At 58.7% G+C, this 22,130-nt stretch carries 20 protein-coding genes and 5 tRNA genes; 18 read left to right on the forward strand and 7 right to left on the reverse strand.

Going from position 1 to position 22,130, the window contains the following annotated elements; all coding sequences use genetic code 11:
* Positions 1 to 13: 13 nt before the first annotated feature.
* The 13 genes from DW850_RS04125 (at position 14) to folB (ending at position 11,795) form a co-directional block, all read left to right on the forward strand.
* Complete coding sequence (locus tag DW850_RS04125; protein ID WP_117786315.1) at positions 14 to 2,359, forward strand: GAF domain-containing SpoIIE family protein phosphatase; 2,346 nt, start codon at positions 14 to 16, stop codon at positions 2,357 to 2,359.
* A gap of 81 nt (positions 2,360 to 2,440) precedes the next feature.
* Positions 2,441 to 3,187, forward strand: a complete 747-nt coding sequence (locus tag DW850_RS04130; protein ID WP_117786316.1) for an anti-sigma factor antagonist — start codon at positions 2,441 to 2,443, stop codon at positions 3,185 to 3,187.
* 105 nt (positions 3,188 to 3,292) lie between these two features.
* Positions 3,293 to 3,368: transfer RNA gene (locus DW850_RS04135), tRNA-Gly, on the forward strand.
* Between the two features lie 34 nt (positions 3,369 to 3,402).
* Positions 3,403 to 3,476, forward strand: a tRNA-Cys gene (locus tag DW850_RS04140).
* Between the two features lie 42 nt (positions 3,477 to 3,518).
* Positions 3,519 to 3,594 (forward strand) — tRNA-Gly (locus DW850_RS04145).
* Between the two features lie 523 nt (positions 3,595 to 4,117).
* Complete coding sequence (locus DW850_RS04150; protein ID WP_147334502.1) at positions 4,118 to 5,851, forward strand: glycoside hydrolase family 13 protein; 1,734 nt, start codon at positions 4,118 to 4,120, stop codon at positions 5,849 to 5,851.
* Between the two features lie 142 nt (positions 5,852 to 5,993).
* Positions 5,994 to 6,069: transfer RNA gene (locus DW850_RS04155), tRNA-Gly, on the forward strand.
* 3 nt (positions 6,070 to 6,072) lie between these two features.
* Positions 6,073 to 6,147: transfer RNA gene (locus DW850_RS04160), tRNA-Val, on the forward strand.
* 680 nt (positions 6,148 to 6,827) lie between these two features.
* Complete coding sequence (gene nrdD, locus DW850_RS04165) at positions 6,828 to 9,050, forward strand: anaerobic ribonucleoside-triphosphate reductase (RefSeq protein ID WP_117583876.1); 2,223 nt, start codon at positions 6,828 to 6,830, stop codon at positions 9,048 to 9,050.
* A 426-nt stretch (positions 9,051 to 9,476) separates the two neighbouring features.
* Entirely contained in the window at positions 9,477 to 10,058 is a 582-nt protein-coding gene (gene nrdG, locus DW850_RS04170; protein WP_117564448.1) for an anaerobic ribonucleoside-triphosphate reductase activating protein, read from the forward strand.
* A gap of 66 nt (positions 10,059 to 10,124) precedes the next feature.
* Positions 10,125 to 10,682, forward strand: a complete 558-nt coding sequence (gene folE / locus DW850_RS04175) for a GTP cyclohydrolase I FolE (protein WP_117786318.1) — start codon at positions 10,125 to 10,127, stop codon at positions 10,680 to 10,682.
* Positions 10,683 to 10,684: 2 nt separating this feature from the next.
* Positions 10,685 to 11,266: an HD domain-containing protein gene (locus tag DW850_RS04180; RefSeq protein ID WP_199575531.1), complete on the forward strand. Its 582-nt coding sequence runs from the start codon at positions 10,685 to 10,687 to the stop codon at positions 11,264 to 11,266.
* Between the two features lie 43 nt (positions 11,267 to 11,309).
* A complete protein-coding gene (gene folB / locus DW850_RS04185; RefSeq protein ID WP_199575533.1) occupies positions 11,310 to 11,795 on the forward strand; it encodes a dihydroneopterin aldolase in 486 nt (161 codons plus the stop codon).
* 6 nt (positions 11,796 to 11,801) lie between these two features.
* Here folB and DW850_RS04190 read toward each other — a convergent pair whose 3' ends face one another.
* Both DW850_RS04190 and DW850_RS04195 read right to left on the reverse strand, forming a co-directional pair.
* Positions 11,802 to 12,578: a M48 family metallopeptidase gene (locus tag DW850_RS04190; protein ID WP_233502862.1), complete on the reverse strand. Its 777-nt coding sequence runs from the start codon at positions 12,576 to 12,578 to the stop codon at positions 11,802 to 11,804.
* Between the two features lie 74 nt (positions 12,579 to 12,652).
* Positions 12,653 to 13,666 carry a dipeptidase gene (locus tag DW850_RS04195; protein WP_089572972.1) on the reverse strand — a complete coding sequence of 338 codons (1,014 nt, stop codon included), beginning with the start codon at positions 13,664 to 13,666 and terminating at the stop codon, positions 12,653 to 12,655.
* Between the two features lie 120 nt (positions 13,667 to 13,786).
* Between DW850_RS04195 and DW850_RS04200 the strand changes: the two genes are divergently transcribed.
* From DW850_RS04200 to DW850_RS04210, 3 genes are all read left to right on the forward strand, one after another.
* Positions 13,787 to 14,215, forward strand: coding sequence for a peptidylprolyl isomerase (locus DW850_RS04200; protein ID WP_117786319.1), 429 nt, complete (start codon positions 13,787 to 13,789; stop codon positions 14,213 to 14,215).
* Positions 14,216 to 14,218: 3 nt separating this feature from the next.
* A complete protein-coding gene (locus DW850_RS04205) occupies positions 14,219 to 14,797 on the forward strand; it encodes an urease accessory protein UreE (RefSeq protein ID WP_117786320.1) in 579 nt (192 codons plus the stop codon).
* A gap of 84 nt (positions 14,798 to 14,881) precedes the next feature.
* On the forward strand, positions 14,882 to 15,679 hold the full coding sequence (locus DW850_RS04210) for an HAD-IIB family hydrolase (RefSeq protein ID WP_117786321.1): 798 nt from the start codon (positions 14,882 to 14,884) through the stop codon (positions 15,677 to 15,679).
* Positions 15,680 to 15,755: 76 nt separating this feature from the next.
* Here the strand turns inward: DW850_RS04210 and DW850_RS04215 are convergent, their stop codons facing one another.
* The 5 genes from DW850_RS04215 to DW850_RS04235 all read right to left on the reverse strand — a co-directional run bounded on the left by DW850_RS04215 (position 15,756) and on the right by DW850_RS04235 (position 19,280).
* Entirely contained in the window at positions 15,756 to 16,136 is a 381-nt protein-coding gene (locus tag DW850_RS04215; RefSeq protein ID WP_172674613.1) for a Fur family transcriptional regulator, read from the reverse strand.
* A 61-nt stretch (positions 16,137 to 16,197) separates the two neighbouring features.
* Complete coding sequence (locus tag DW850_RS04220; protein ID WP_117786322.1) at positions 16,198 to 16,608, reverse strand: acylphosphatase; 411 nt, start codon at positions 16,606 to 16,608, stop codon at positions 16,198 to 16,200.
* 2 nt (positions 16,609 to 16,610) lie between these two features.
* Complete coding sequence (locus DW850_RS04225) at positions 16,611 to 17,717, reverse strand: Gfo/Idh/MocA family protein (RefSeq protein WP_117786323.1); 1,107 nt, start codon at positions 17,715 to 17,717, stop codon at positions 16,611 to 16,613.
* 75 nt (positions 17,718 to 17,792) lie between these two features.
* The gene (gene rnhA / locus DW850_RS04230; RefSeq protein WP_117786324.1) at positions 17,793 to 18,278 is read right to left on the reverse strand and encodes a ribonuclease HI; all 486 of its coding nucleotides are present in this window, start codon (positions 18,276 to 18,278) and stop codon (positions 17,793 to 17,795) included.
* Between the two features lie 63 nt (positions 18,279 to 18,341).
* Positions 18,342 to 19,280 (reverse strand): LysR family transcriptional regulator, encoded by a 939-nt coding sequence (locus DW850_RS04235; RefSeq protein ID WP_117786325.1) that lies wholly within the window; start codon positions 19,278 to 19,280, stop codon positions 18,342 to 18,344.
* 275 nt (positions 19,281 to 19,555) lie between these two features.
* Between DW850_RS04235 and DW850_RS04240 the strand changes: the two genes are divergently transcribed.
* Together DW850_RS04240 and DW850_RS04245 are read left to right on the forward strand one after the other, a co-directional pair.
* Entirely contained in the window at positions 19,556 to 20,866 is a 1,311-nt protein-coding gene (locus tag DW850_RS04240; protein ID WP_117786326.1) for an O-acetylhomoserine aminocarboxypropyltransferase/cysteine synthase family protein, read from the forward strand.
* Positions 20,867 to 21,178: 312 nt separating this feature from the next.
* The gene (locus tag DW850_RS04245) at positions 21,179 to 21,946 is read left to right on the forward strand and encodes a hypothetical protein (RefSeq protein WP_117786327.1); all 768 of its coding nucleotides are present in this window, start codon (positions 21,179 to 21,181) and stop codon (positions 21,944 to 21,946) included.
* The last annotated feature ends 184 nt before the right edge of the window (positions 21,947 to 22,130 follow it).

Below are 22,130 nucleotides of genomic sequence, written 5' to 3' on the forward strand. Positions count from 1 at the left end.
GGTGAGGTTCACGATGGAAACGCTTGAGCGCAACGAGTGGGCAGACGTTGCCCAACTAGTCGAGATCACGAGCGATGCTGTCATCATCTGCGAGCTCGACGGAACCATTCTGCATGTGAATAATCGCTTGCTCGACTTGATGTGCGAGGAACGCGCCGACGTCATCGGTGGAGATGTCAAAGACGTCTTGTACTCGTCCGCTTTTGAACGTGCGACGGAACATCGTCTGCCATTTGAAACTGATGGCTCCGAGAACGAACTGATGCTTAAGCTGAGTGACGGCTCTTTTATCCCCGTCTTGGTTCGCGCGGGCTCCGTAACGCCTCCACGCATCTTTGGGCGCCGCGCGCCACGTGTCCTGGTGGCACTTCATAGTATCGAGGAACAGTATTCTCACGACCGTCAGCTCAAGCGTGCGTTATCGGAGCTTAGAGTGGCGAACAAGCGTCTCTCTGGCACGCTCTCGGTCATTATGAGCACGGTGGGCTCCGATGAGTTACCCAGTCTGATCGATACCGTTTTGAACCAACTTGTAGGAACGCTCGATGCATCGGGTGCCGCTATCTATTTTTCTGAGAGCGGTGGTTTTAAGCTTCGCGGTGTTTCCAAGGAGCTGTACGACAGCTACCTGCCCGAGTTTTTGCCGTATGGCGCTGGCATTCCGACGTATGTGCTTCGCGAGTCGCGCGCCTGTCGCTTGTCGATTCAACAGGACCTTGAGGGTGATAGGGTCGCCTCCGGTATGTTCATGGACCTGGACAATCGTTCTAAGCACCTGTTGCGCGTTCAGGATATGCCTCCGTACCGCAGCGAGATCTGTCTTCCCGTTTTTTACGGTACGCAGGTCCTTGGCGTGCTGGAAGTTGGTTGGAAGCGCCCCCAGGCACCGCTCGCCTATGACGTCAATGTACTCGAGGTCATTTGCGATTACCTGTCTATCCAGCTGGTCGGCATGGCATCGAGCCTTCGCTCTCGTCGCACGGCCGAGCTTGGCCGCTCGCTCAATGTCTTACGTGATGAGTTGTTTACCTTTCTAGACGATTCCGCCGCGGCTACCCAGGCGGTATCGTCCGAGATCTGCAATATGCTCAACTGCCATTTTTGCCCTGTTGAGTATGACGCCGGTCTGGACTCCTACGTCATAGATTTTGAAGGCGGCAGTCGCGTTGCTTTGCCGGACGATCCCGAGAAGCTTTTCTTTTCCACGACGGCGCCGGCGGCACGTCTGGGGGCTGGCCCTGATGGCTTTGAGGCATCTGTTTTGGGCGGCACGAGTGCCGAGGACCTTAAACACGTCCGTATAACTCGCGTTGACGAATCGATGCCTATGGGAGGCTGGCTTAGGGCGCATGGTCTGCCTTGCCAGGGTCTCTACGTCGACACCGGCATCGAGGCGGGGCGTCCGCGCTCTGAGGGCGATGGCAAGCGCAGTAACGACGCGATTGTTCCTGCTTCTGTTGCGAAGGGCCCGACGACGCGCGCGTTGCTGCTTCGTGATGGTAGTCAAGAGCCGATTGATGACCTTGAATATGACTACTTGGTGCACTTGGCGCATGACTTTGAACTGATCTATGAAGGCGAATCTCAAAAGCGCGAGGAGCGCCATATCGCTCAGACCCTCCAGATCGGCATGAGAAATTCCCTAGGGGATGTTCCGGGTATCGCGACCGATTCGGTATACCTTTCGGCAACGAATTCGGCGTTGGTCGGCGGCGACTTTTATACGCTTGTCCGTCTTCCCGACGATTGCGCCGTAATGATTTTGGGCGATGTATCCGGCAAAGGAATCGAGGCGGCGTCGATGTCGGCGCTCGTCAAGACGGCGCTGACGGCCTATGCTTGGGAGGGCGCTGGGCCTGCCCGCATGGCACGCTCCCTTAACAGCATGCTTATGGGCTTTTCGAGGGTCGAGACGTTTGTGACGGCGTTTATCGCCAAGATTGATCTTAAAGCGGGTCGCGCTACCTATTGCTCTGCGGGACATCCTCCCACTATGGTCATTAGGCCCTCGTCGACGCCGCTTGGCGGTGGAGAAATCCGAGGGGGAGAAGTGGAGCTCCTTGGGTGCCAATCGGGCGTGATCGGCGCCTTTGAGAGTATGGTGTATGAGACGGGCGTGTTTACGTTCGCTCCTGGTGACATGCTATTTATGTATACCGACGGAACAATCGAAGCACGTGATCGCTCGGGTGCTTTCTTTGGCGAGCAGCGCCTTCGTGACCTTTTGCTCTCTGTCTCGGGTGAGGGCGTATCGGGAATCTGCGGTAAGGTCTTGGGCGAGCTTGACCGCTTTACCGAGTCGGCGTTGGACGATGACATCGCGCTGGTTTCTCTTGAGTTTTTACGGGGTCGATCGTAGGCCGCGACGCTTGACGGGCAAAATCTTCGCAGTTACAGATACGTATGCATCGAGCGAGCTCTTTTGGGGAACCATGGTCGTATGAATGAGTGGAATGACATAGCGGTTTTGACGCCACCGGGTGATGTCGACATCGCCTCGGTGTCCGTGCTGCGCCCACGGTTGGATAATCTGATCGACCGGGGCGTGCGTCGTGTTGTTATCAATTGCCAGGCCGTGGGCTTTATCGACTCGACGGGTTTGGCGTTTTTGCTTACACGTGCCAGAGAGCTTATGAGGCGAGAGGGCCTGCTTTCGCTCGTTAACGCCTCCGATGAAGTCATTCGCTTTTTGGAGATTGCCCGACTTGTCGACATCCTTCATGTTGCGGGTCCGGCGCGTGAGTCGATTCCCGCCATTCCGGTGGGAGAGTTGCCACGATGGAGCAAGAGCATCGAAGTGCGGCGAGGCATCGAGAACCTCCCGTATTATCGGCACCGTGTGGCCGAGCTTCTCGAATCGCTTCCCCTGAGGCGTGATGAGCGTTATGACGTCGCATTGGCGTTGGGGGAGGCATTGGGTAACGCGTATGACCATGCGGGCGGTGTTGGCTGCATCCTGACGGTTCAGGCCTATGGGGACCGTGTTGTTCTTGAAGTGCTTGATCGGGGCGCTGGCTATTCTATCGATGGGGCGAGCGAGCCGGTGGCATCCGAGGAGCGCGGACGTGGTATCAAGCTTATGCGCATGCTCGTCGATAATGTGGAGGTTGCCCGTCGTGCGGATGGCGCCGGCACACGCGTTCGGATGGTGAAGCTGTTTAGCTCGGCATTGGAATCGTGCGCTTAGCGCCTTAGGTTGACATGATTTCCCTGCGTGAACTTGCTTTGAACAACTTTTTTGAAAAAAGTACTTGCGTCTTTTGGACAACTCGCGTAAATTAATAACCCGCAAGCGGACATGGCTCAGTTGGTAGAGCACACCCTTGCCAAGGTTGGGGTCGCGGGTTCGAGCCCCGTTGTCCGCTCCATTGCATTTCCGGACCGTTTAGGCGGTCCTTTTTCGGCGAAGTGGCCAAGTGGTAAGGCAGAGGCCTGCAAAGCCTTTACCCCCGGTTCGAATCCGGGCTTCGCCTCCAGGCAACATCCGGGCGCTCCGGCGCCCGTTTTGTTTTACATATGCGGACATGGCTCAGTTGGTAGAGCACAACCTTGCCAAGGTTGGGGTCGCGGGTTCGAGCCCCGTTGTCCGCTCCAAGCGCAACAGCCCGTCTACCACGGTAGCCGGGCTTTTTCGTACCCATCGCCTGGGCTCGAACCCGAGAGGGAGCGAGCGTTAAGCAAGCGCGGAGCGTTTGTAGCGAGCTGGCGAGGGCGCCGGCAGGCGGCCGAAGCCGGTGCGGATCCGCGAAGCGGATACGCGGACGCCCCGTTGTCCGCTCCAACTATCTTACGCGGTTCTAACGAACCGCGTTTTTTGTTGACGTTGCGCGAGCCCCGGGCACCCCATCTTGCCCCTCAATCGTCGGTCACGTACATAAAGTACGCTTCCCTCCTCTTTCGCGGCAACCTGGGGCACCCGGAGCCCGCTCGCTGTTGTGGCCGGGGGAGTGGGTCTTCCGTTCTTTTCACTAATCGATCGATTCGTCCCAGGAGGCTCGAGCCCGAGAGGGGGCGAGCTTTTTGGGGCGTGGCTGTGGCGTTGTTTACCGCGAATGACAGCTTTGGGCGTATCATCGTGGGCATCTCGCAAAACCTCGTTGCAAGGGAGACTCGCCCCATGGCTACAGAAAAGTCCTCTTCGCGCTCATGGATGTCCGACGCCGCGATCTATCAGATCTACCCGCGCTCGTTTAAGGATTCGACTGGTTCGGGTCTGGGCGATATCGCGGGCATTACCCAGAAGATGGACTATCTTGAGCGGCTGGGTATCGAGGCCATCTGGCTGAGCCCGTTTTACCCATCGCCTCTTGTCGATGGCGGCTATGATGTGGCGGACTACTGCGATGTCGACCCACGTCTCGGCTCGCTTGACGACTTCGATGGCATGATCGCTGCGGCTCACGCGCGCGGCATCAAGGTCATCGTCGACATCGTGCCCAACCATTCATCCAACCAGCACCCCTGGTTCAAAGCTGCTCTTGCCGCCGGCCCCGGATCGCCCGAGCGCGCCCGTTATATCTTCCGCGATGGTCGCGGCGAGCATGGCGAGATGCCTCCCACCAATTGGAATGCCAACTTTGGCGGCCCCGCCTGGACGCGTGTTGCGGACGGTCAGTGGTATCTGCACATGTTTACGCCCGAGCAGCCGGACTTTGACTGGACATGCCCCGAGGTTCAGGCGTTCTTTTGCGACGTCCTGGCGTTTTGGAGCGATCGAGGCGTCGATGGCTTTCGCATTGATGTGGCGCACGGTCTCGCCAAGGATCTCGACCGCGATGATCTCGACCAGTGGCATCTCGCCGAGGGCGATGACATGGTTGACGACGGCACCCATCCGCTGTGGGATCGCAACGAGGTTCACGAGATCTATCGCGAGTGGCGCCGCGTGTTCGACCGCTATAATCCGCCGCGCAGCGCTGTTGCCGAGGCGTGGGTGCTGCCCGAGCGCCAGTATCTCTACGCGCGCCCCAGCGAGCTTGGCCAGACATTTAACTTTGAGTTCGCCAAGGCCACTTGGACCTATGATGACATGCACGCTGCAATCGAGGAGGGCTTGAAGGCAGCCATCGAATCCGATTCCGCCTCGACCTGGGTACTTTCCAACCACGACGTGCCTCGTGTGGCGACGCGCTTCGCCCTGCCGCAGATCAAGGCGACGCGCTACCACCAGATTGCGCTCGACTGGCTCTTACGCGACGGGTCGTCTTATGACGAGGACCGTGAACTCGGCGAGCGCCGCGCGCGGGCGGCCCTTTTGCTTGAGCTGGCGCTTCCGGGCTCGGCATACGTGTATCAGGGTGAGGAGCTCGGCCTTTTTGAGGTGGCTGACATCCCGTGGGCTGCACTCGAAGATCCCACTGCGACCAATACGCACGGATCGAAGCGCGAGAAGGGGCGCGACGGCTGTCGTGTACCCCTGCCGTGGGTGGCGACGGACGATCCCGCGCAGGGCGGATCGTTTGGATTTTCGCCGATGGACGCCGATGCGGCGCCCCATCTGCCGCAGCCTGCATGGTTTTCCGATTACGCTGCCGATAGGGAAGAGGCGGACCCGACATCGATGCTTGCGCTCTATCGTGACGCCCTCTGGCTGCGGCGCAAGCTGCGCGGGTGCGCTAACGATCTTGCGTGGCTCGATCTTGACGGGCGCACCGGCCTTGCGGATGGTGCCGAGGGCGCTGAGGGCGGCGTCATCGCCTATCGCCGCGACAGCGGCTGGGCGTGTGTGACGAACTTCGGTGCAGCACCCGTGGAGCTGCCAGCGGGCAAGGTCCTGCTCACCTCATCACCGCTTGCAGACGGCAGACTTGCGCAGGACAGCTCTGCCTGGATCATGCTCGCTGAGTTGTAGGGGGCCTCTTGCGGCGAGTTTGCGTTTGCTCGCGCTTTCCGTGGTGGCTGATGTCTTCGCGAGGTTCGAGAGGGCGTCGCAAAACTTTTCAAAAAAAGTTCTTGCATAGGATGCGGGTATCACGTAAGATTAATCCTCGTAAGCGGACATGGCTCAGTTGGTAGAGCACAACCTTGCCAAGGTTGGGGTCGCGGGTTCGAGCCCCGTTGTCCGCTCCATTTGGGCGTTTAGCTCAGGGGGAGAGCGCTTCCCTGACACGGAAGAGGTCAGAAGTTCAAATCTTCTAACGCCCACCAAATGTTCACAGCCCAGAGGCTTAGCCTCTGGGCTGTTTTGTTTTGCTCGCCAAATGGGTCGCCAAATACGTCACCAAATTTCGAGTTTTTTGATCTTCTGGGATGCTTCTCAGTAGTCATCCGAGAAAACTCTCATCTTCTCTGTTTGCATACACATATCTTTCAAGGATTCGTGCCGCGGTTACATGGGGCTCGGCAAGGCACGACCGCAACATGTTGGTCAAGCATAATCTTTTGGATTCTTTTGGCGTGAGCGGCTTGGTTTTGGTAGGATTTGTCAGCGGCTTGACTAAGGGGGTTTTATAACTGCCATGCAGGTAGCCGTGTTGGTAACGTTTTACCGACTTGCCAAGAACCCCTCATAATTAATGCGTCTGCAAAATGACCAATTGCTTTGACCTGCTGAAACACTATATGTTGTGTTTGAACTAAAAAAAGAATACAGGATATAGATGCCTCTTTGTCGTATGATAGATGGCGGACAGAGAACGAGGACCTTATTTGCCCCATTTGGATAGATCTTTGAGCCGCTTGATCGGCCGCGAGGATTGTCCGCATGAGGACCTATGGTTTATCGAGAACACAGATTGCGCGACGGCGCCGCAAGACAGGGGCAAGCCCTGCCGGGCATCGTTTGGCTCTGAAGCGCAATGAGACTACGACGCGAAAGAGGCAAGAGGATGAAGATCATCAAGCGCAGCGGCACCGAGGTTGTCTTTGACATCGATAAGATCGTCAATGCGATTCGCGCCGCAAACTTGGAGGTCGAGGAGAGCTCTCGTCTAACCGACCGCCAGGTGGTTTATGCGGCGCAAAACGTCGCCGAGGCATGCGAGAACGCGGGCCACACCGTTTCGGTCGAGGAGATCCAGGATTTGGTCGAGGACGAGATCATGCGTCTCGACTGCTACGAGGTCGCCCGCCACTACATCATCTATCGCTATGTTCAGAGCCTGAAGCGCCAGAAGAACACGACCGATGACAAGATCCTGTCGTTGATCGAGTGCAATAACGAAGAGGTCAAGCAGGAGAACTCTAACAAGAACCCGACCGTCAACTCCGTTCAGCGCGACTACATGGCCGGCGAGATTTCCAAGGACCTGACTCAGCGCGTGCTGCTGCCCCAGGAGATCGTGGATGCCCACAACGAGGGCCTGATCCACTTCCACGATTCCGACTACTTTGCCCAGCACATGCATAACTGCGACCTGGTGAACCTGGAGGATATGCTCCAGAACGGCACCGTTATCTCGGGCACGCTGATCGAGAAGCCGCATAGCTTCTCGACTGCCTGCAACATCGCGACGCAGATTATCGCCCAGGTTGCTTCTTCCCAGTACGGCGGCCAGTCTATTTCGCTGACCCATCTCGCCCCCTTTGTTGAGGTGAGCCGTCAAAAGATTCGCGGCGAGGTTGCCCGCGAGCTCGAGGAGCTCGGTGTTTCGGCATCTGCCGAAAAGGTCCGTGAGGTCGTTGAGGACCGTCTGCGTGACGAGATCCGTCGCGGCGTCCAGACGATTCAGTATCAGGTCGTGACCCTTATGACCACCAATGGCCAGGCGCCGTTCGTGACGGTCTTTATGTATCTCAATGAGGCCCGTACGCCCCAGGAGAAGCACGACCTTGCCATGATCGTGGAGGAGACGCTTCGTCAACGCTATGAGGGCGTTAAGAACGAAGCCGGTGTGTGGATTACCCCGGCATTCCCCAAGCTTATCTATGTACTCGAGGACGATAACGTTCACGAGAATTCCCCGTACTTCTACCTGACCCAGCTTGCTGCCAAGTGCACCGCCAAGCGCATGGTGCCCGACTACATCTCCGAGAAGAAGATGCGCGAGCTCAAGCTGTCGAAGGGCGAGACCGCCGGCAACGGCGATTGCTACACCTGCATGGGTTGCCGCAGCTTCTTGACGCCCGACCGCTCGGGCAACGGCTTTAACAATGTCGCCAACGCGCTGAACTATGACCCGACCAAACCCAAGTACTATGGCCGCTTTAACCAGGGTGTTGTGACCATCAACCTGCCCGATGTCGCGCTGAGCTCGCATCAGGACATGGACAAGTTCTGGAAGATCTTCGACGAGCGCCTTGAGCTGTGCCACCGTGCTCTGCTGTGCCGTCATGAGCGCCTGATGGGCACGCTTTCGGATGCCGCGCCGATTCTTTGGCAGTACGGTGCCCTAGCGCGTCTGAAGAAGGGCGAGACGATCGATAAGTTGCTCGTGGGCGGATACTCTACCATCAGCCTTGGCTATGCCGGCCTGTATGAGTGCGTCAAGTACATGACGGGCCACAGCCACACCGAGAAGGAGGGCACGCCCTTTGCCATGGCGGTCATGCAGCGCATGAACGACAAGTGCGCGGAGTGGAAGGCCGAAAGCGATATCGATTTCTCGCTGTACGGTACGCCGTTGGAGTCGACGACCTACAAGTTCGCCAAGTGCCTGCAGCGCCGTTTTGGTATTATCCCGGGCGTGACGGACAAGGGCTACATTACCAACAGCTACCACGTCCACGTGTCCGAGGAGATCGATGCCTTCGATAAGCTTAAGTTTGAGGGCATGTTCCAGCAGCTTTCGCCGGGCGGTGCTATCTCTTACGTTGAGGTTCCCAACATGCAGGACAACCTCAAGGCTGTCATTCGCGTGATGCAGTACATCTACGACAACATCATGTACGCCGAGCTCAACACCAAGAGCGACTACTGCCAGGTGTGCGGCTACGATGGCGAGATCAAGATTGTTGAGGACGATGGCAAGCTGGTGTGGGAGTGCCCCAACTGCGGCAACCGCGACCAGGAGAAGATGAATGTCGCCCGTCGCACGTGCGGCTACATCGGTACCCAGTTCTGGAACCAGGGTCGAACCGAGGAGATCCGCGACCGCGTGCTGCATCTCTAATAGTCATCCCAGGCCGCCCCGTAGCGAGGCCCCGGACCTTTACTCGCTATTTCGGACAGTCCTGGCTCACGACGGAGGCGCCACTGGCGCCTCCTGTTCGTGCGGAACTCATATCGAGCAAAGGTCCGGGGCCTCGCTACGGGGCGGCCAAGTTGATGTAGCTGAGATGCAGCATGCGGTCTGCTCACTCCTCGAAGTTCTTAGCGGAAATAATTCGAGCTGCAGCTGCGATTTACTTGCGATGGCGGTTGAGCCGCAACCCAGTTTTTATTGGACCTCGAACCCTATACTCGATGTTCGCTTCGTTCATTGAGTTGCCTTTTGCATGAGGCCGGGACATATCGTCCCGCCCGCAGTTTCGCAGGCCGCAGGCCGAGAATGTTTGAGGACGGGATGATATGCTCCAGACCCCCAGGAAGGTTACTTATGAACTACGCGAACATTAAGTATTTCGACATTGCTGATGGAGAAGGCGTCCGTACTTCTCTGTTTGTAAGCGGGTGCCGTCGTGGGTGCAAGAATTGCTTTAACTCTGTTGCGTGGGACTTTGCTGCGGGTGAGCCGTTCGATCGTGCCGTCGAGGACAAGATTATCAAGAGTCTCGATCATCCCTTTATCGATGGTCTGACGATTCTGGGCGGCGAGCCCATGGAGCCCGAGAATCAGGCGGGGCTCGTTGAGTTTGTCGAGCGTGTTCGCGCGGCCTATCCAGTGGGGTCGGGGAAGACCATTTGGTGCTTTACCGGTGACGTGCTCGAGGAGCTTATGCCGGGCGGCCGTCATCATACCGAGGTGACTGACCGCATCCTTGCCTGCCTCGACATGTTGGTGGACGGCCCGTTTGTTCAGGACCTGTACGATATCACGCTGCGCTTTAGGGGCTCGAGCAACCAGCGCGTGATCGATATGAACGCTACGCGCGCCCGTGCTGAGCGCGAGGGCGTTGCGCTTTGTGATGCGGTTGAACTTTGGCGCGATGATCCGGTCTATTCGACCCATACTATGTAGCTTGTGGTCGATGCCGAAGGGCGTGGTACCATAGCGCGAACGTGAAATCGGAAAAGTGAGGCCCAGATGGTCGATCAGGAAAAAGTCGAGGCCGCCATTGAGCTGTTGCTTGAGGGCATAGGCGAGGATCCAGCTCGTGAGGGCCTGCTGGAGACCCCGGCGCGCGTTGCCCGTATGTATGGTGAGATCGCCGGCGGTATGGACCAGAGTGCCGAGGAACACCTGTCCAAAACCTTTGCCGTCGCTTCGAACGATTTGGTTATCGAGCGCGACATCACGTTCTACTCGCTGTGCGAACATCATCTGCTGCCGTTTTATGGCAAGGCCGCCATTGGTTATATCCCTAACGGTCGGGTGGCTGGGCTTTCCAAGCTCGCCCGCACGGTTGAGGTTTATGCCCGCCGTCTTCAGCTGCAGGAGCAACTGTGCGCACAGGTTGCCGATGCCCTCATGGATTATCTCGCTCCCCAGGGAGCGATTGTGTTGATGGAGGCCGAGCATATGTGCATGACGATGCGTGGCGTGCAAAAGCCCGGCGCCAAGACCGTGACGCTTGCTCGCCGCGGCGTCTTTGAGACCGATCCCGCGCTCGAGGAGCGTTTCTTTAGGATGCTGGGCCGCTAACCATGAGAGTCGTCAACGACTTTACATCGAAGACCGATGAGGGGACGTCGCGTCGCGGCTTTATGGCTTCGGGCCTGGCCCCCTTTGGTGCCATGCCTCACATTGATTACATTTGTGCCAACGGGCTGTTCCGGCGGCACCTGGGCAACATCGTACAGTTGGAATCGGGGCGCATCTTCTGCCGCCACGGTATTGACCATCTGCTCGATGTCGCTCGCATTATGTGGATCAAGAATCTCGAGGAGCAGCTCGAATTTGACCGCGAGGTCATCTACGCCACGGCACTTCTTCACGATATCGGCAAAGATGAACAGTATGAATCGGGTATATCCCATGATGTTGCAAGTGAACGCGTCGCTGATGCGATTCTCGGTGGCATGCCCGATGACGTGGCGTTTGAGCCGGCCGATGCCGCAGCCATTAAGACGGCCATTCTGGGCCATCGAAAGCTGCGCGTGAACAGCCAACCGCTTGAGCGTCTGCTCTATGCAGCCGACAAAGCGTCGCGTGCCTGCTTTGCATGCCCCGCGCGCAACGCTTGCAACTGGAGCGATGATAAAAAGAACCTGTCGATTCGCGTGTAGTTAGTTTGCGCGGTCGGGGTTCTAAACGAAGGAGACGATCGCGTTGAGTAACAAGAAACTGCCCGAGAATGCAACCAAGACCGAAGGCGCCGAGCTCGCCCGCCGTGGAAGGGGCGAAATATCCACCACAACGGCGGTGCCTCACGTGAGCTATGACGATTTGCGCCATGCCGATCGTATTGTCATTGATGGCCTTGAGGTTTTTGCCAACCATGGCGTGTATCCCGAGGAGAACGCGCTGGGTCAGAAGTTCATCGTTTCTCTGGTGCTCTATGCCGACCTGCGCGCGGCGGGGGAGCACGATAACCTGGACGCCTCGATTGACTACGGCTCGGTGTGCCACGATGTCGATGGCTATCTGCGCGAGCATACGTTTAAGCTCATCGAGGCGGCAGCCGAGGGGACAGTCCAGATGCTGCTGCGCCGTTATCCCTCGCTGCTTGGTGTGCGCATAAAGCTCGATAAGCCGTGGGCTCCTGTTGGCCTGCCCCTGGCAAGCTGCGGCGTCGAGATCGAGCGCGTGCGCTAGTCGACGCTAGAGCTTGTTGAGGGGTGGCTGCTTGAGCCGCTGAGACAGTGCTCTATTGTTGGGACAGTACGTGTCGAGCAGGGCGTGAAAGCGCTGATTGTGGCTCGGCTCGAGTAGATGGACGAGCTCGTGGGCGACAACCATGTCGAGGCATTCGACAGGGTAGGCGGCGAGCTCGCGCGCGATGCGAATGGCGCCGGTTTTGGGTGTGCAGGAGCCCCAACGCGTTTTCATGCTGCGCACGGAGACGCGGGCCACGGTGACGCCCATTGCGATTTCGTACGCGTGCACGATGTCGCGTAGCGCTGCGGTGACCTCGGACGCGTAGAGCTGGTCGATGTGGGCTTGGAGCTCGTCGGACGTTAGGCCGTCGAGGATTGCGTGCCGCTTGGCCTGCGGGCCTTCGTCCGATTCATCGGTACCCATAAAACTTGCGAAGGTGGCCTGTTTGGGTCGCGGTGCGGGTGATGCAAAGTTGTGATCGAGTGCATCCTGTACCGTGATGGGCTTGCCCCAAAGTGCAATGATGGACGAGGGGCTGAGCGGCTCTCGTGCCGTCGCCTGACGTTGCTCGCGCTGGGCAAGTCGGCTGATAATCCAGGCGCTGTTGCGCTTCACAAACGCTTCGATACGCTCGCGGCTGGCGCCGATCGGTGCGCTGGCGTGGACCTCGCCGCTCGATGTGACGCGTAGGTTGAAGTTCTTGACGCGCTTTTTGGTAACGACGACGGGGATGGTCGTCCCATCCGGTCGGGATGCGGAAATCGTAAACTGCTGCGTCAAAAGCGGTCCTTCAGATCGGGGACGGGCCGGCATGTCGACCGTTCGGCATGCCGGCCCGCTCAAGGGATGTGAAATTAATAACGCTCGAAGAAGGCAAGCGCGTTGTCGCTGCAGAGCTTTTGCATCACGGTCTTGCCAAAATGCTTGGAAAGCATGTTCTGGAACTCGGGCATCTTGCTGGCATCGGAGAGGAAAGCGGGCACCGTGGCGCCGTCCCAGTCGCCGCCGAGCGCGATGACGTCCTCGCCGCCCAGGTCGAGCCAGTGCTCGATATGCGCCGCCAGCTGGTCGAAGGTGACGTCTGCGGCGGTCTTGTCGGTTGCGTCGTTGGAAAGGAACTCGCTGCAGTAGTTGAGGCCGACGATGCCACCCATGTCGCGAATGGTGCGGAACTGGTCGTCGGTAAGGTTGCGTTTGGCGCCGCAAACCGCACGGGAGTTGGAGTGGCTGGCGACGAAGGGACGCGTGGCGCGGGCGGCGACCTCGTCAAAGCACTCATCGTTGAGGTGGGAGACGTCGAGCACCATGCCGGCGTGCTCCATCTGCGTAAGCGCCTCGATGCCGGCGGCGGTGAGGCCGGCGTGGGTGTCGTGGCCGCTCGCGAGCGGTCCCTGCGCGTTCCAGCTGAGTGACGACATAAGCACGCCCAGGCTCTTGAGCACCTCGATCAGCGCGGGGTCCTCGGCAAAGAACGTGGCGTTTTCGATGGTGTGGATGCAAGCGACCTTGCCGTCCTTGAGCGCGGGGCGAATGTCTGCGGCGCTGCGCACGTTGACCATACGGTCGTGGTTGAGCATTGCCTGGCCGCTCATATGCGCCATGATCTGCGCCTGGAAGCGCGCGGCGTGGGCGGTGGGAATCTCGTCGGGGACAAACGTGGCGAAGCACTGTGCCCACGGCGTGTTGCCGATCTTTGCGAGCGAGATGGCACAGGCGTTACCCTCGATGAGGTCGAAATCTTGCGGATGCGTTTCGTCGCCGGGGAAATAACCGTCGGTGCCGGCGGTAAAGCGCAGGTCGAGATCGAGCGTGGCCCAGCCGATTCGGTCGGCAGTGTCGCAGTGAAGGTCAAATACGGGATATGCCATGGTTCCTCCGGTTGCAGCGTTTCTTTGCAAACTGTCATTGAATTGTATGACTAGGGTATAGTTAGCGCCATATGTTCACGGCGGCCCGCGTTGTGCGCCGCCCTTATCACGGAGGTTACCATGTCCAACCAGGGCAAGAAGGTCAAGACCCATTATCGCGGCACGCTCGATGACGGCACGCAGTTCGATAGCTCCTACGATCGCGGCGAGCCGCTGGAGTTCACCTGCGGCGCCGGTCAGATGATCAAGGGCTTCGATGCCGCTGTTGTCGACATGCAGGTGGGCGAGAAGAAGACCGTGCACATTCCTGCTGCCGATGCCTACGGCGAGTACAACCCCGAGATGGTCCTGACCTTCCCGGCCGAACAGGTTCCCAACATCGAGCAGGTCGAGAAGGGCATGAAGCTCTTCCTGTCCACGCCGAGCGGTATGCCCGTCCCCGCCGTGGTCATCGACGTAACGCCCGAGGCCGTGACGCTCGACGCCAACCACGAGCTGGCCGGCAAGGACCTCAACTTTGATATCGAGCTCGTCGAGGTCGAGGGCTAGAGTATGCCTGAACGCTTGGTTTCGACGACATGCTTGGGAAATCTCAACGATCCGTCCTATGAACTCCTACTTCGCCGGGAGCTGGGCGGTGTCTTTGAAGTTGACGAGCTCCTGCTCGATTGGGACCAGGCTGATGCGCGCACGTTTGTGGGCGTGACGGAGCTGGGACGCACGATCGATGTTCGGCTGGATACTGCCGACGGCGGTCGTCTTGCCGATGGCGACGTGCTCACCATTGACCGTTCGGGCATGGTGCCCGTGGCGGTTGTCGTGCGCCTGCGCAGCGCCGAGGTCTATTTGGTCGAAGTCGACCGCATGGATCCGATTGCACTCGCGCATGCGTGCTGGGAGATCGGCAACATGCATGCGCCGCTCTTCCGGGGCGACTCGGACGAGCATACCGTGCGCATGTATACGCCGGTGCAGCCTGTTTTGGGCCGCATGCTTCGGGGTGTCGAGGGCGTTCGGCTCTCGGTGGTTACCCGTGAACTCGATGCGGACCGGCGCTTTGCGTCGAGTGCGGCGGAGGTCGTCGTGAGCATAGCTCCCGACTTTGCCATCGTAAAAAAGACGCGCGGCTAAGTGCGCGCATGCGCAAGACGGGCTTTGAGGGGCGACCAATCAAAGTCCGTCTTGCTGTTGATAAGAGGCTTTGGGGGAAAGCATATGGGTCTTGAGGGAATCAAGCTGATTGCATGCGATTTGGACGGCACGTTGCTGCATCCGGGGGAGCGCGAGCCGCGTTCCGAGGCCTTTGAGCTTATCGATGAGCTGCATCGTCGCGGTATCGTGTTTATGCCGGCGAGCGGCCGTCAATATGCGAGCTTGCGCTACCTGTTTGCCCCGGTGGCCGATGAGCTCGCCTACGTATGCGAAAACGGAGCCCTGGTGATGAGCGAGGGGCGTGCCGTTGTCAAGCGTTCCATGGAGCGTTGCCTTGCTATGGATATCGCGAATGCCGTGGTTGCGTATCCCCATGCCGACGTGACCCTTTCGTGTGAGGGGCGCCTCTACACCATGAGCGGCAACGACGCGTTTGTTGAACACCTGCGTTATGAGGTCCACTGCGATGTGGCGGTGGTCGACCGTCCCGAGGACATCGACGAGGACGTCATTAAGATTGCCTTCCAGACGCCCGAGGCAGAGCAGCCGGCGGCGCTGGAGTATTTCGAGCGCCACTTTAGCGACTGTGTCGACGTGATGACGTCGGGAACCGAGTGGACGGACTTTATCGGCTTTGATTCGGGTAAGGGTTCCGCGCTTGCCGATTACGGTCGTGCCCTGGGAATTTCGCCCGATGAGATGATGGCGTTTGGCGATAACGAAAACGACCGCGACATGCTCAACGTAGTGGGCCATCCCTATCTAATGGAGAGCTGCAATCCCTCTATGCGTGGCATCAACGACCGCGTCCGTTACGTACGCATGGTCGAAGAGGAGCTGCGTCGCCTGCTCGCCGAGTAGATATTTGGGACATGCCTAGAAATGTACTGTTTGCTGTAGCGGATGGGCAAGTAGATTTGCAGGCATGTCCCAAAGGCTACTGGCAGTCGGGGCAGAGTCCCTCAAAGATGGTGTAGTGCGAGCTGACGCTCCATCCGATTTGTTCGGATGCCCTGGCGTCGAGCTGGGCGTCGAAGGGGAGTGGCACGTCGATGACGCGGCTGCACGAGGTGCAGATGATATGTGCGTGCGGCTCGATGGTGCGATCGAAGCGGCTGCCGCCCGGCGTCTTAATAGAGAGAATCTCCCCTGCGTCGGCTAAGAGATTGAGGTTGCGGTAGACCGTGCCGCGGCTGATCTTGTCATCCTGTTCGCGTACGGCGTTGTAGATTTCGTCGGCGGTGGGATGGTTATAGCTTTGGCGCACAGCGTCAAGAACCAGCTTTCGCTGCCTGGTATTCCTTCTTTGCACCGCCATGCGCCTCGCCTCTTTTCTATTAACGGTCGTAGGTAAATGATACCGTATTTAGCACACAATACTAATAACGAGGCGTGAAACCGTCTTCATTGGCAAGTGGGGCTCGAGCCTGGGCGTCTGCGAGGCGAAAACGCGTTCCCATGCGCTCGTAGGAGGCATGAAGCGCTTCGAGATGAGATAGGATATTTGCCGGAGCTCCCTGTATCTCCATCTCGACTGAGCCGTCTTCCATGTTACGCACCCAGCCGGTGAGCGCGCGTGCCTGCGCGAGGTTGGTGTTGGTAAAGCGAAAGCCAACGCCCTGGACTTGCCCCGCCCAGCGCAGGAAATAGCGCAGGGGAGTGTCTTGAGTGGCCTCGTCGCTTGCGAGCACAGTAAGCCTGCGGCGCAGCTCGAGCTCGACGTTTGATGGTTTTTGAGGTTCTCGACTGCCGCCGGTGACGCTGGAGAAGAACGTATCGAAGAGGCCCATCGCTATGCCTGCTTGCCTGCGTCGGCCGGGAAGGTTATGCCGGCCTGCTGGCGCACGGCATCCATGATGCGCAGCGAGACGAGCGTGACATCGCGGTAGTGACCAAGTTCGTGACGTCCCGCCGGGGTCTCCCAAATCTCTTCCTTAACGTTATCGATGCCGCCGATGGCGGTGATAAAGTCTGTGAGTTCGTATTCCATGGTGTTGCTCGATTTGGGCAGGTCGAGCACGCGGCCGTTGTCGCCCTGTTCGCGCGGTGCCTCGGTCGCCGAGCCGCGTACGACATCGCCGCGATAGTCGATGCGGACGTTGCGGGGCGTGGACAGATGGTCGATCTGGATAGTGCCACGCTCGCCTTCGATCTGCGAGGGCAGCAGGTCATTCGTTATTTTGGAGTGCGCGAGCTCGACGGAGATACGGCCACCGCCGTAGCTGGCGAGGATGGAACCGCAGCCGTCGATGGGGCCGTGCGTGAGCTGTCGCGTGGCGGGGTCGAGCAGAGTAGCCATGCTCGTAAGGCCGGAGGGCATGCCGAAAATCTCGACCATGGGCTCGACGGTGTAGACGCCAATGTCCATGAGGGAACCCGATGCCATATTGCAGTCGAAGATATTGGTGGCGCGTCCCGCGAGAATCTCGTTGTAGCGCGAGGAATATTTGCCAAAGCGCAATGAGGCGCGGCGGATGGGGGCGATCTCGCCTAGGGCGTCCTCGATGGCGTGGAAGGCGGGGTCGTGGAGGGGACGCATGGCCTCGAGGGCCACGACACCTGCTGCCTCGGCAGCGCGGAAGACTTCCAGCGCCTGCGCTTCGGTGGCGCAGAAGGGCTTCTCGACGATGACGTGCTTGCCACCGGCGATGCAGGCAAGGGTCTGCTCGTAGTGAAGTGCGTTAGGGCTGCCGATATAGACGGCGTCGACGTCGGCGGCTGCCGCGAGCTCATCGAGTGAAGTAAAGTTTCGCTCGCCACCGCGCTCGGCGGTAAAGGCGGCGCCGCGATCTGCATCGCGCGAGAGCGTGCCCACAAACGCAGCTTGGTCGTTGGCGTTGACGACCTGGATAAAGTCGTCGGTGATCATGGATGTGCCGATGGTCGCTATACGCAGCATGTATCCCCCTCGTGCCGTTCGGTTTACAGGATGAGTGTAGCGCGAGGAGGCAGGAAATAGCGTGCGAAAACGCCGTTACAGGTCGCTCTCGTTAAAGCCAGTGTCGATATCGAGGTTGCTGCCGTCGGCCGCCGTGGTGGCAAGTTCGTCGCAGCGCTCGTTGAGCTCATGGCCGGCGTGACCCTTAACCCAGATGAACTCAATCTTGTGTTTGCTTTTGGCGGTGAGTAGGCGCTCCCACAGATCGCGGTTCTTGACAGGCTGCTTGTTGGCGGTCTTCCAACCGCGTTTTTTCCATCCGTCAATCCAGTGCTTGTTGAAGGCGTTGACGACGTATTGCGAATCGGAATGGACTTCGACCTCGCAGGGGCGGTTGAGTGCCTCGAGCGCCACGATAACCGCCATGAGTTCCATGCGGTTGTTGGTGGTCTTGGCGTAGCCGCGCGAAAGCTCGGAGGTAAAGGTCTTGCCGGCGGGGTTGGTGTATTTGAGCACGGCGCCGTAGCCGCCGCGTCCCGGATTTGATCGGGCCGAGCCGTCGGTATAGATGATGACCTTCACGGGCTTCCTTTCGTTGAGTGCGTTTCATGTGAGTGACCATTGTAGCGCCATGCCCGCCGGGGGCTAGCAATCTATGATTTCTGCCCCGTCTTCCGACAGTTGGTTGGCATGGATGATGCGGTTGAGCTCGTCGAGGTATTGTTGCAAGAGGGGAGAGGGCTTGCGCTCGTCGTGCATGATATAGCCTACGTGCATCGTTGGGGCGTCTGCTAACGGGATCGATGCCATACCCCATTGCATTTCATTGGAGAGGACGCCGGTCGACAGGGTGTAACCGTTCGACGTGATAAGTAAGTTGGTAAGTGTTCCGCGGTCCGAGATTCGTATGTTGCGGTCGCAAGGGATATAGCTAAAAGGTTCCTCGGCGTAATAGAAGGAGTTTGAGGTTCCCTGCTCAAAGCTGTAGCGCGTATAGGGCGTGAGGTCGGCAAGGGACAGCTGCGGGCGGCGTGCGAGCGGGTGGCGCTCGCTAACGAAGACGTGGACCGTCGCGTCGAATAGGGGATGGAAGCTTGCGCGGGCATCGGCGAAGGCCTTCTGCAGAACGCGGGCGTTAAAGTCATCCAGATACAGAATGCCGATATCGCTGCGAAACGCACGGACGTCATCGATGATCTGCGATGTGGTGGTCTCGCGCATGATGAACTCGAACTTGCTGTCGCGGCAGCGCTCGACTACGTTGACAAAGGCCTCGACCGAAAAGGCGTAGTGCTGGGCGGAAATGGCGAGGCGGGCTTGCGGGGTGCCACCGTCCTCGTAGCGTGCCTCGAGCATGTCGGCCTGCTCTACGACCTGGCGCGCATAGCCCAAAAGCTCGGTGCCGTCGTTGGTGAGCGTGACGCCGCGGCTGGAGCGCGTAAAGATCTCCAGATGGAGCTCTTGTTCTAGGCTTTTGACGGCGTTTGAGATGTTGGACTGAGCGGTATAGAGGCGCTGAGCTGCGGCGTTGATTGAGCCGGACTCTGCCACGGCGATAAGAAAACGAAGCTGCTGGAGTGTCATCGGTGCCCGTCCTTTCGATAGCTATCTAAAAAACCGATAACAGGTTAGCGCTTTTAAGTGATTGACCGAGCGAAACAATGCTCGTACTATTCAAAACACACAAAGGCGGTAGGTAATTAAGCCGACCACGGAACCGGGATGTCAAAAGGAGGACCGCATATGAACTGCTTACCAAGACGAATGCCGGGCTCCTGTTTGCGCCCGTCGGCGTGATCAGGAGACAGCGACTTACTTCTCTCTTTTTTATTTACTTTCGTTCGATCAAGGAGATCATCATGAGCCAGTTCATCAACAACCCCGAGCACACCTTTGGTTTCGATACCCTGCAGCTTCATGTTGGCCAGGAGAGCGCCGACCCCGCATCCGACTCCCGCGCCGTGCCTATCTACCAGACCACGAGCTATGTGTTCCGCAACTCCCAGCACGCCGCCGATCGCTTTGGTCTTGCCGACGCCGGTAACATCTACGGCCGTCTGACCAACTCCACCCAGGGCGTCTTTGAGGACCGTATCGCCGCGCTCGAGGGTGGCGTGGCCGGTCTTGCCGTCGCCTCCGGTGCCGCTGCCATCACCTATACCCTGCAGGCTCTTGCCCAGGCTGGTGACCACGTGGTGGCTCAGAAGACCATCTACGGCGGTTCCTACAACCTGCTCGAGCATACGCTCTCCCAGTTTGGCGTCGAGACCACGTTTGTCGATGCCCACAACCTGGAAGAGGTTGAGGGTGCCATCAAGGACAATACCACGGTCATCTATCTCGAGACGCTCGGCAACCCCAACTCTGACATCCCCAACATCGACGCCATCTCCGAGATCGCCAAGAAGCACGGTCTGCCGGTTGTCGTCGACAACACTTTCGGCACCCCGTATCTGTTCCGTCCGCTGGAGCATGGCGCCAACATCGTTGTCCACTCCGCAACCAAGTTCATCGGCGGCCACGGCACCTCGCTGGGCGGTGTGATCGTCGACGGCGGTAACTTCGATTGGAAGACGAGCGGAAAGTACGCCCAGATCGCTGAGCCCAACCCCTCCTACCATGGCGTCTCGTTTGCCGAGGCTGCCGGTCCCGCCGCCTTCGCAACCTATGTCCGCGCCATCCTGCTGCGTGACGAGGGTGCCTGCATCAGCCCGTTCAACGCCTGGGTCCTGCTCCAGGGCACCGAGACCCTGTCGCTGCGCGTTGACCGTCATGTCGAGAACACCAAGAAGGTCGTTGAGTTCCTTGCCGGCGACAGCCACGTTGCCAAGGTGAACCACCCGAGCCTGCCTGAGCACCCCGATCACGAGCTCTATCAGAAGTACTTCCCCAACGGCGGCGCTTCGATCTTCACCTTTGAGATTAAGGGTGGCCAGGAGGCTGCCTGGAAGTTCATCGATCATCTGCAGGTGTTCTCGCTGCTCGCCAACGTGGCCGACGTCAAGTCGCTCGTCGTGCACCCGGCTACCACCACGCACTCCCAGCTCTCTGCCGAGGAGCTCGCCGAGCAGAACATCACGCCCTCCACGATCCGTCTTTCCATCGGTACCGAGAACGCCGAGGACATCATTTGGGATCTGAAGCAGGCCTTCGCCGTGCTGGACGAGTAAGGCGACTTGTGCAAGGACCCCTTGCGACTCGATAGGTATAACTGTATTAAATGCCTGCTCAAGGCGCCTGTGCGAACAGTGTTTGCGCAGGCGCCTTTTTTGCATAGAAATGTCTGGAAAACAGGCTTTTTAGCGTCGAATATCCAATCTAGATATGGAAAACTCCTGTTAAGTGAATGTGAGTTTTACGCAAATGACGTGCGCCTTTTGAGAAAAACCGCAGGTCGCGAATTGCTCAGGGTACTATGCAGCGCGATCGAATCACACGCAGCTTAAACGCAGCAAAAACTCACTACGGAGGTTTCCAGCTACATGAGGATCGATTCACGAAAACCGAAGGCCGCCGCCCTTTCTGCCACGCTGGCCGTGGCGCTTTTGGTAAGTGCCAGCGTAACCGAGGCCCATGCGGCGACGCTGTCCGACGCGGTTGGGTCCACGCCCTCCGAGGCCACGTTGATGCAGCCCGTCGATTATCGCGGCGACGGTTTTGGCTCCATGCAGGAGTGGAACGCCTCCATGGGTGCCAAGCGCGACTCTTTGGAAGTTCGCGCTCAAATTATCATGAACATGTATGGCGACTATGCCACCGATGACGAGCGTGCCGTGCTTCAAGAGTGCATTGACGGCGCGGGCAGCCTTTTGACGATGGAGGAGGTCGACGCTAAGTCGACCGAGCTCGATGAACTGCGCGCCACGCTCGAGGACGCCAAACGCGAGGCGCTTGAGCTTGAGGCCGCCGAGGCCGAGGCCGCTCAGGCTTCGTATTACAACGCCGGCTACGGCTCGTCGTACGCTGCCGCCGCTTACTATGCGAACGGCTCGGGCCTGACACGCTCCGGTGGCGTTAACAACTTTAATGGCCGTCGTGAGACCTACTACAGCAGCAACGTGCTGTACCATTACCGCACGGGTGAGTGGACGCAGGATTCCGAGGGCTTTTGGCGTGATTCCGACGGCTACTACGTCGTGGCTGCGGGCGATAAGGCCCAGGGCTCGACTTTTACGGGCTCTAAGGGCGAGTGCAAGGTCTACGATTCGGGCTGCGCAGCCGGAACCACCGATTACTACACCGGTTGGTAATCTGCCGGCACCGATTTGATGCGACTGACGGGCGTCTTTACCGAGCTTTCGGGCAACGTAAAGGCGCCCGTTTTATATATGCGCTTGGGTTAACAGAGCCCTTACCGTGGCACTACGTTGGGCATATGGGCGCGGGGCACACTAAGTCATGAGAAGCAAGGTCTTTCCCGTGGAGGAAGTGGTC

The sequence above is a fragment of the Collinsella sp. AM36-4AA genome, from assembly GCF_003467795.1.
Classification (GTDB): Bacteria; Actinomycetota; Coriobacteriia; order Coriobacteriales; family Coriobacteriaceae; genus Collinsella.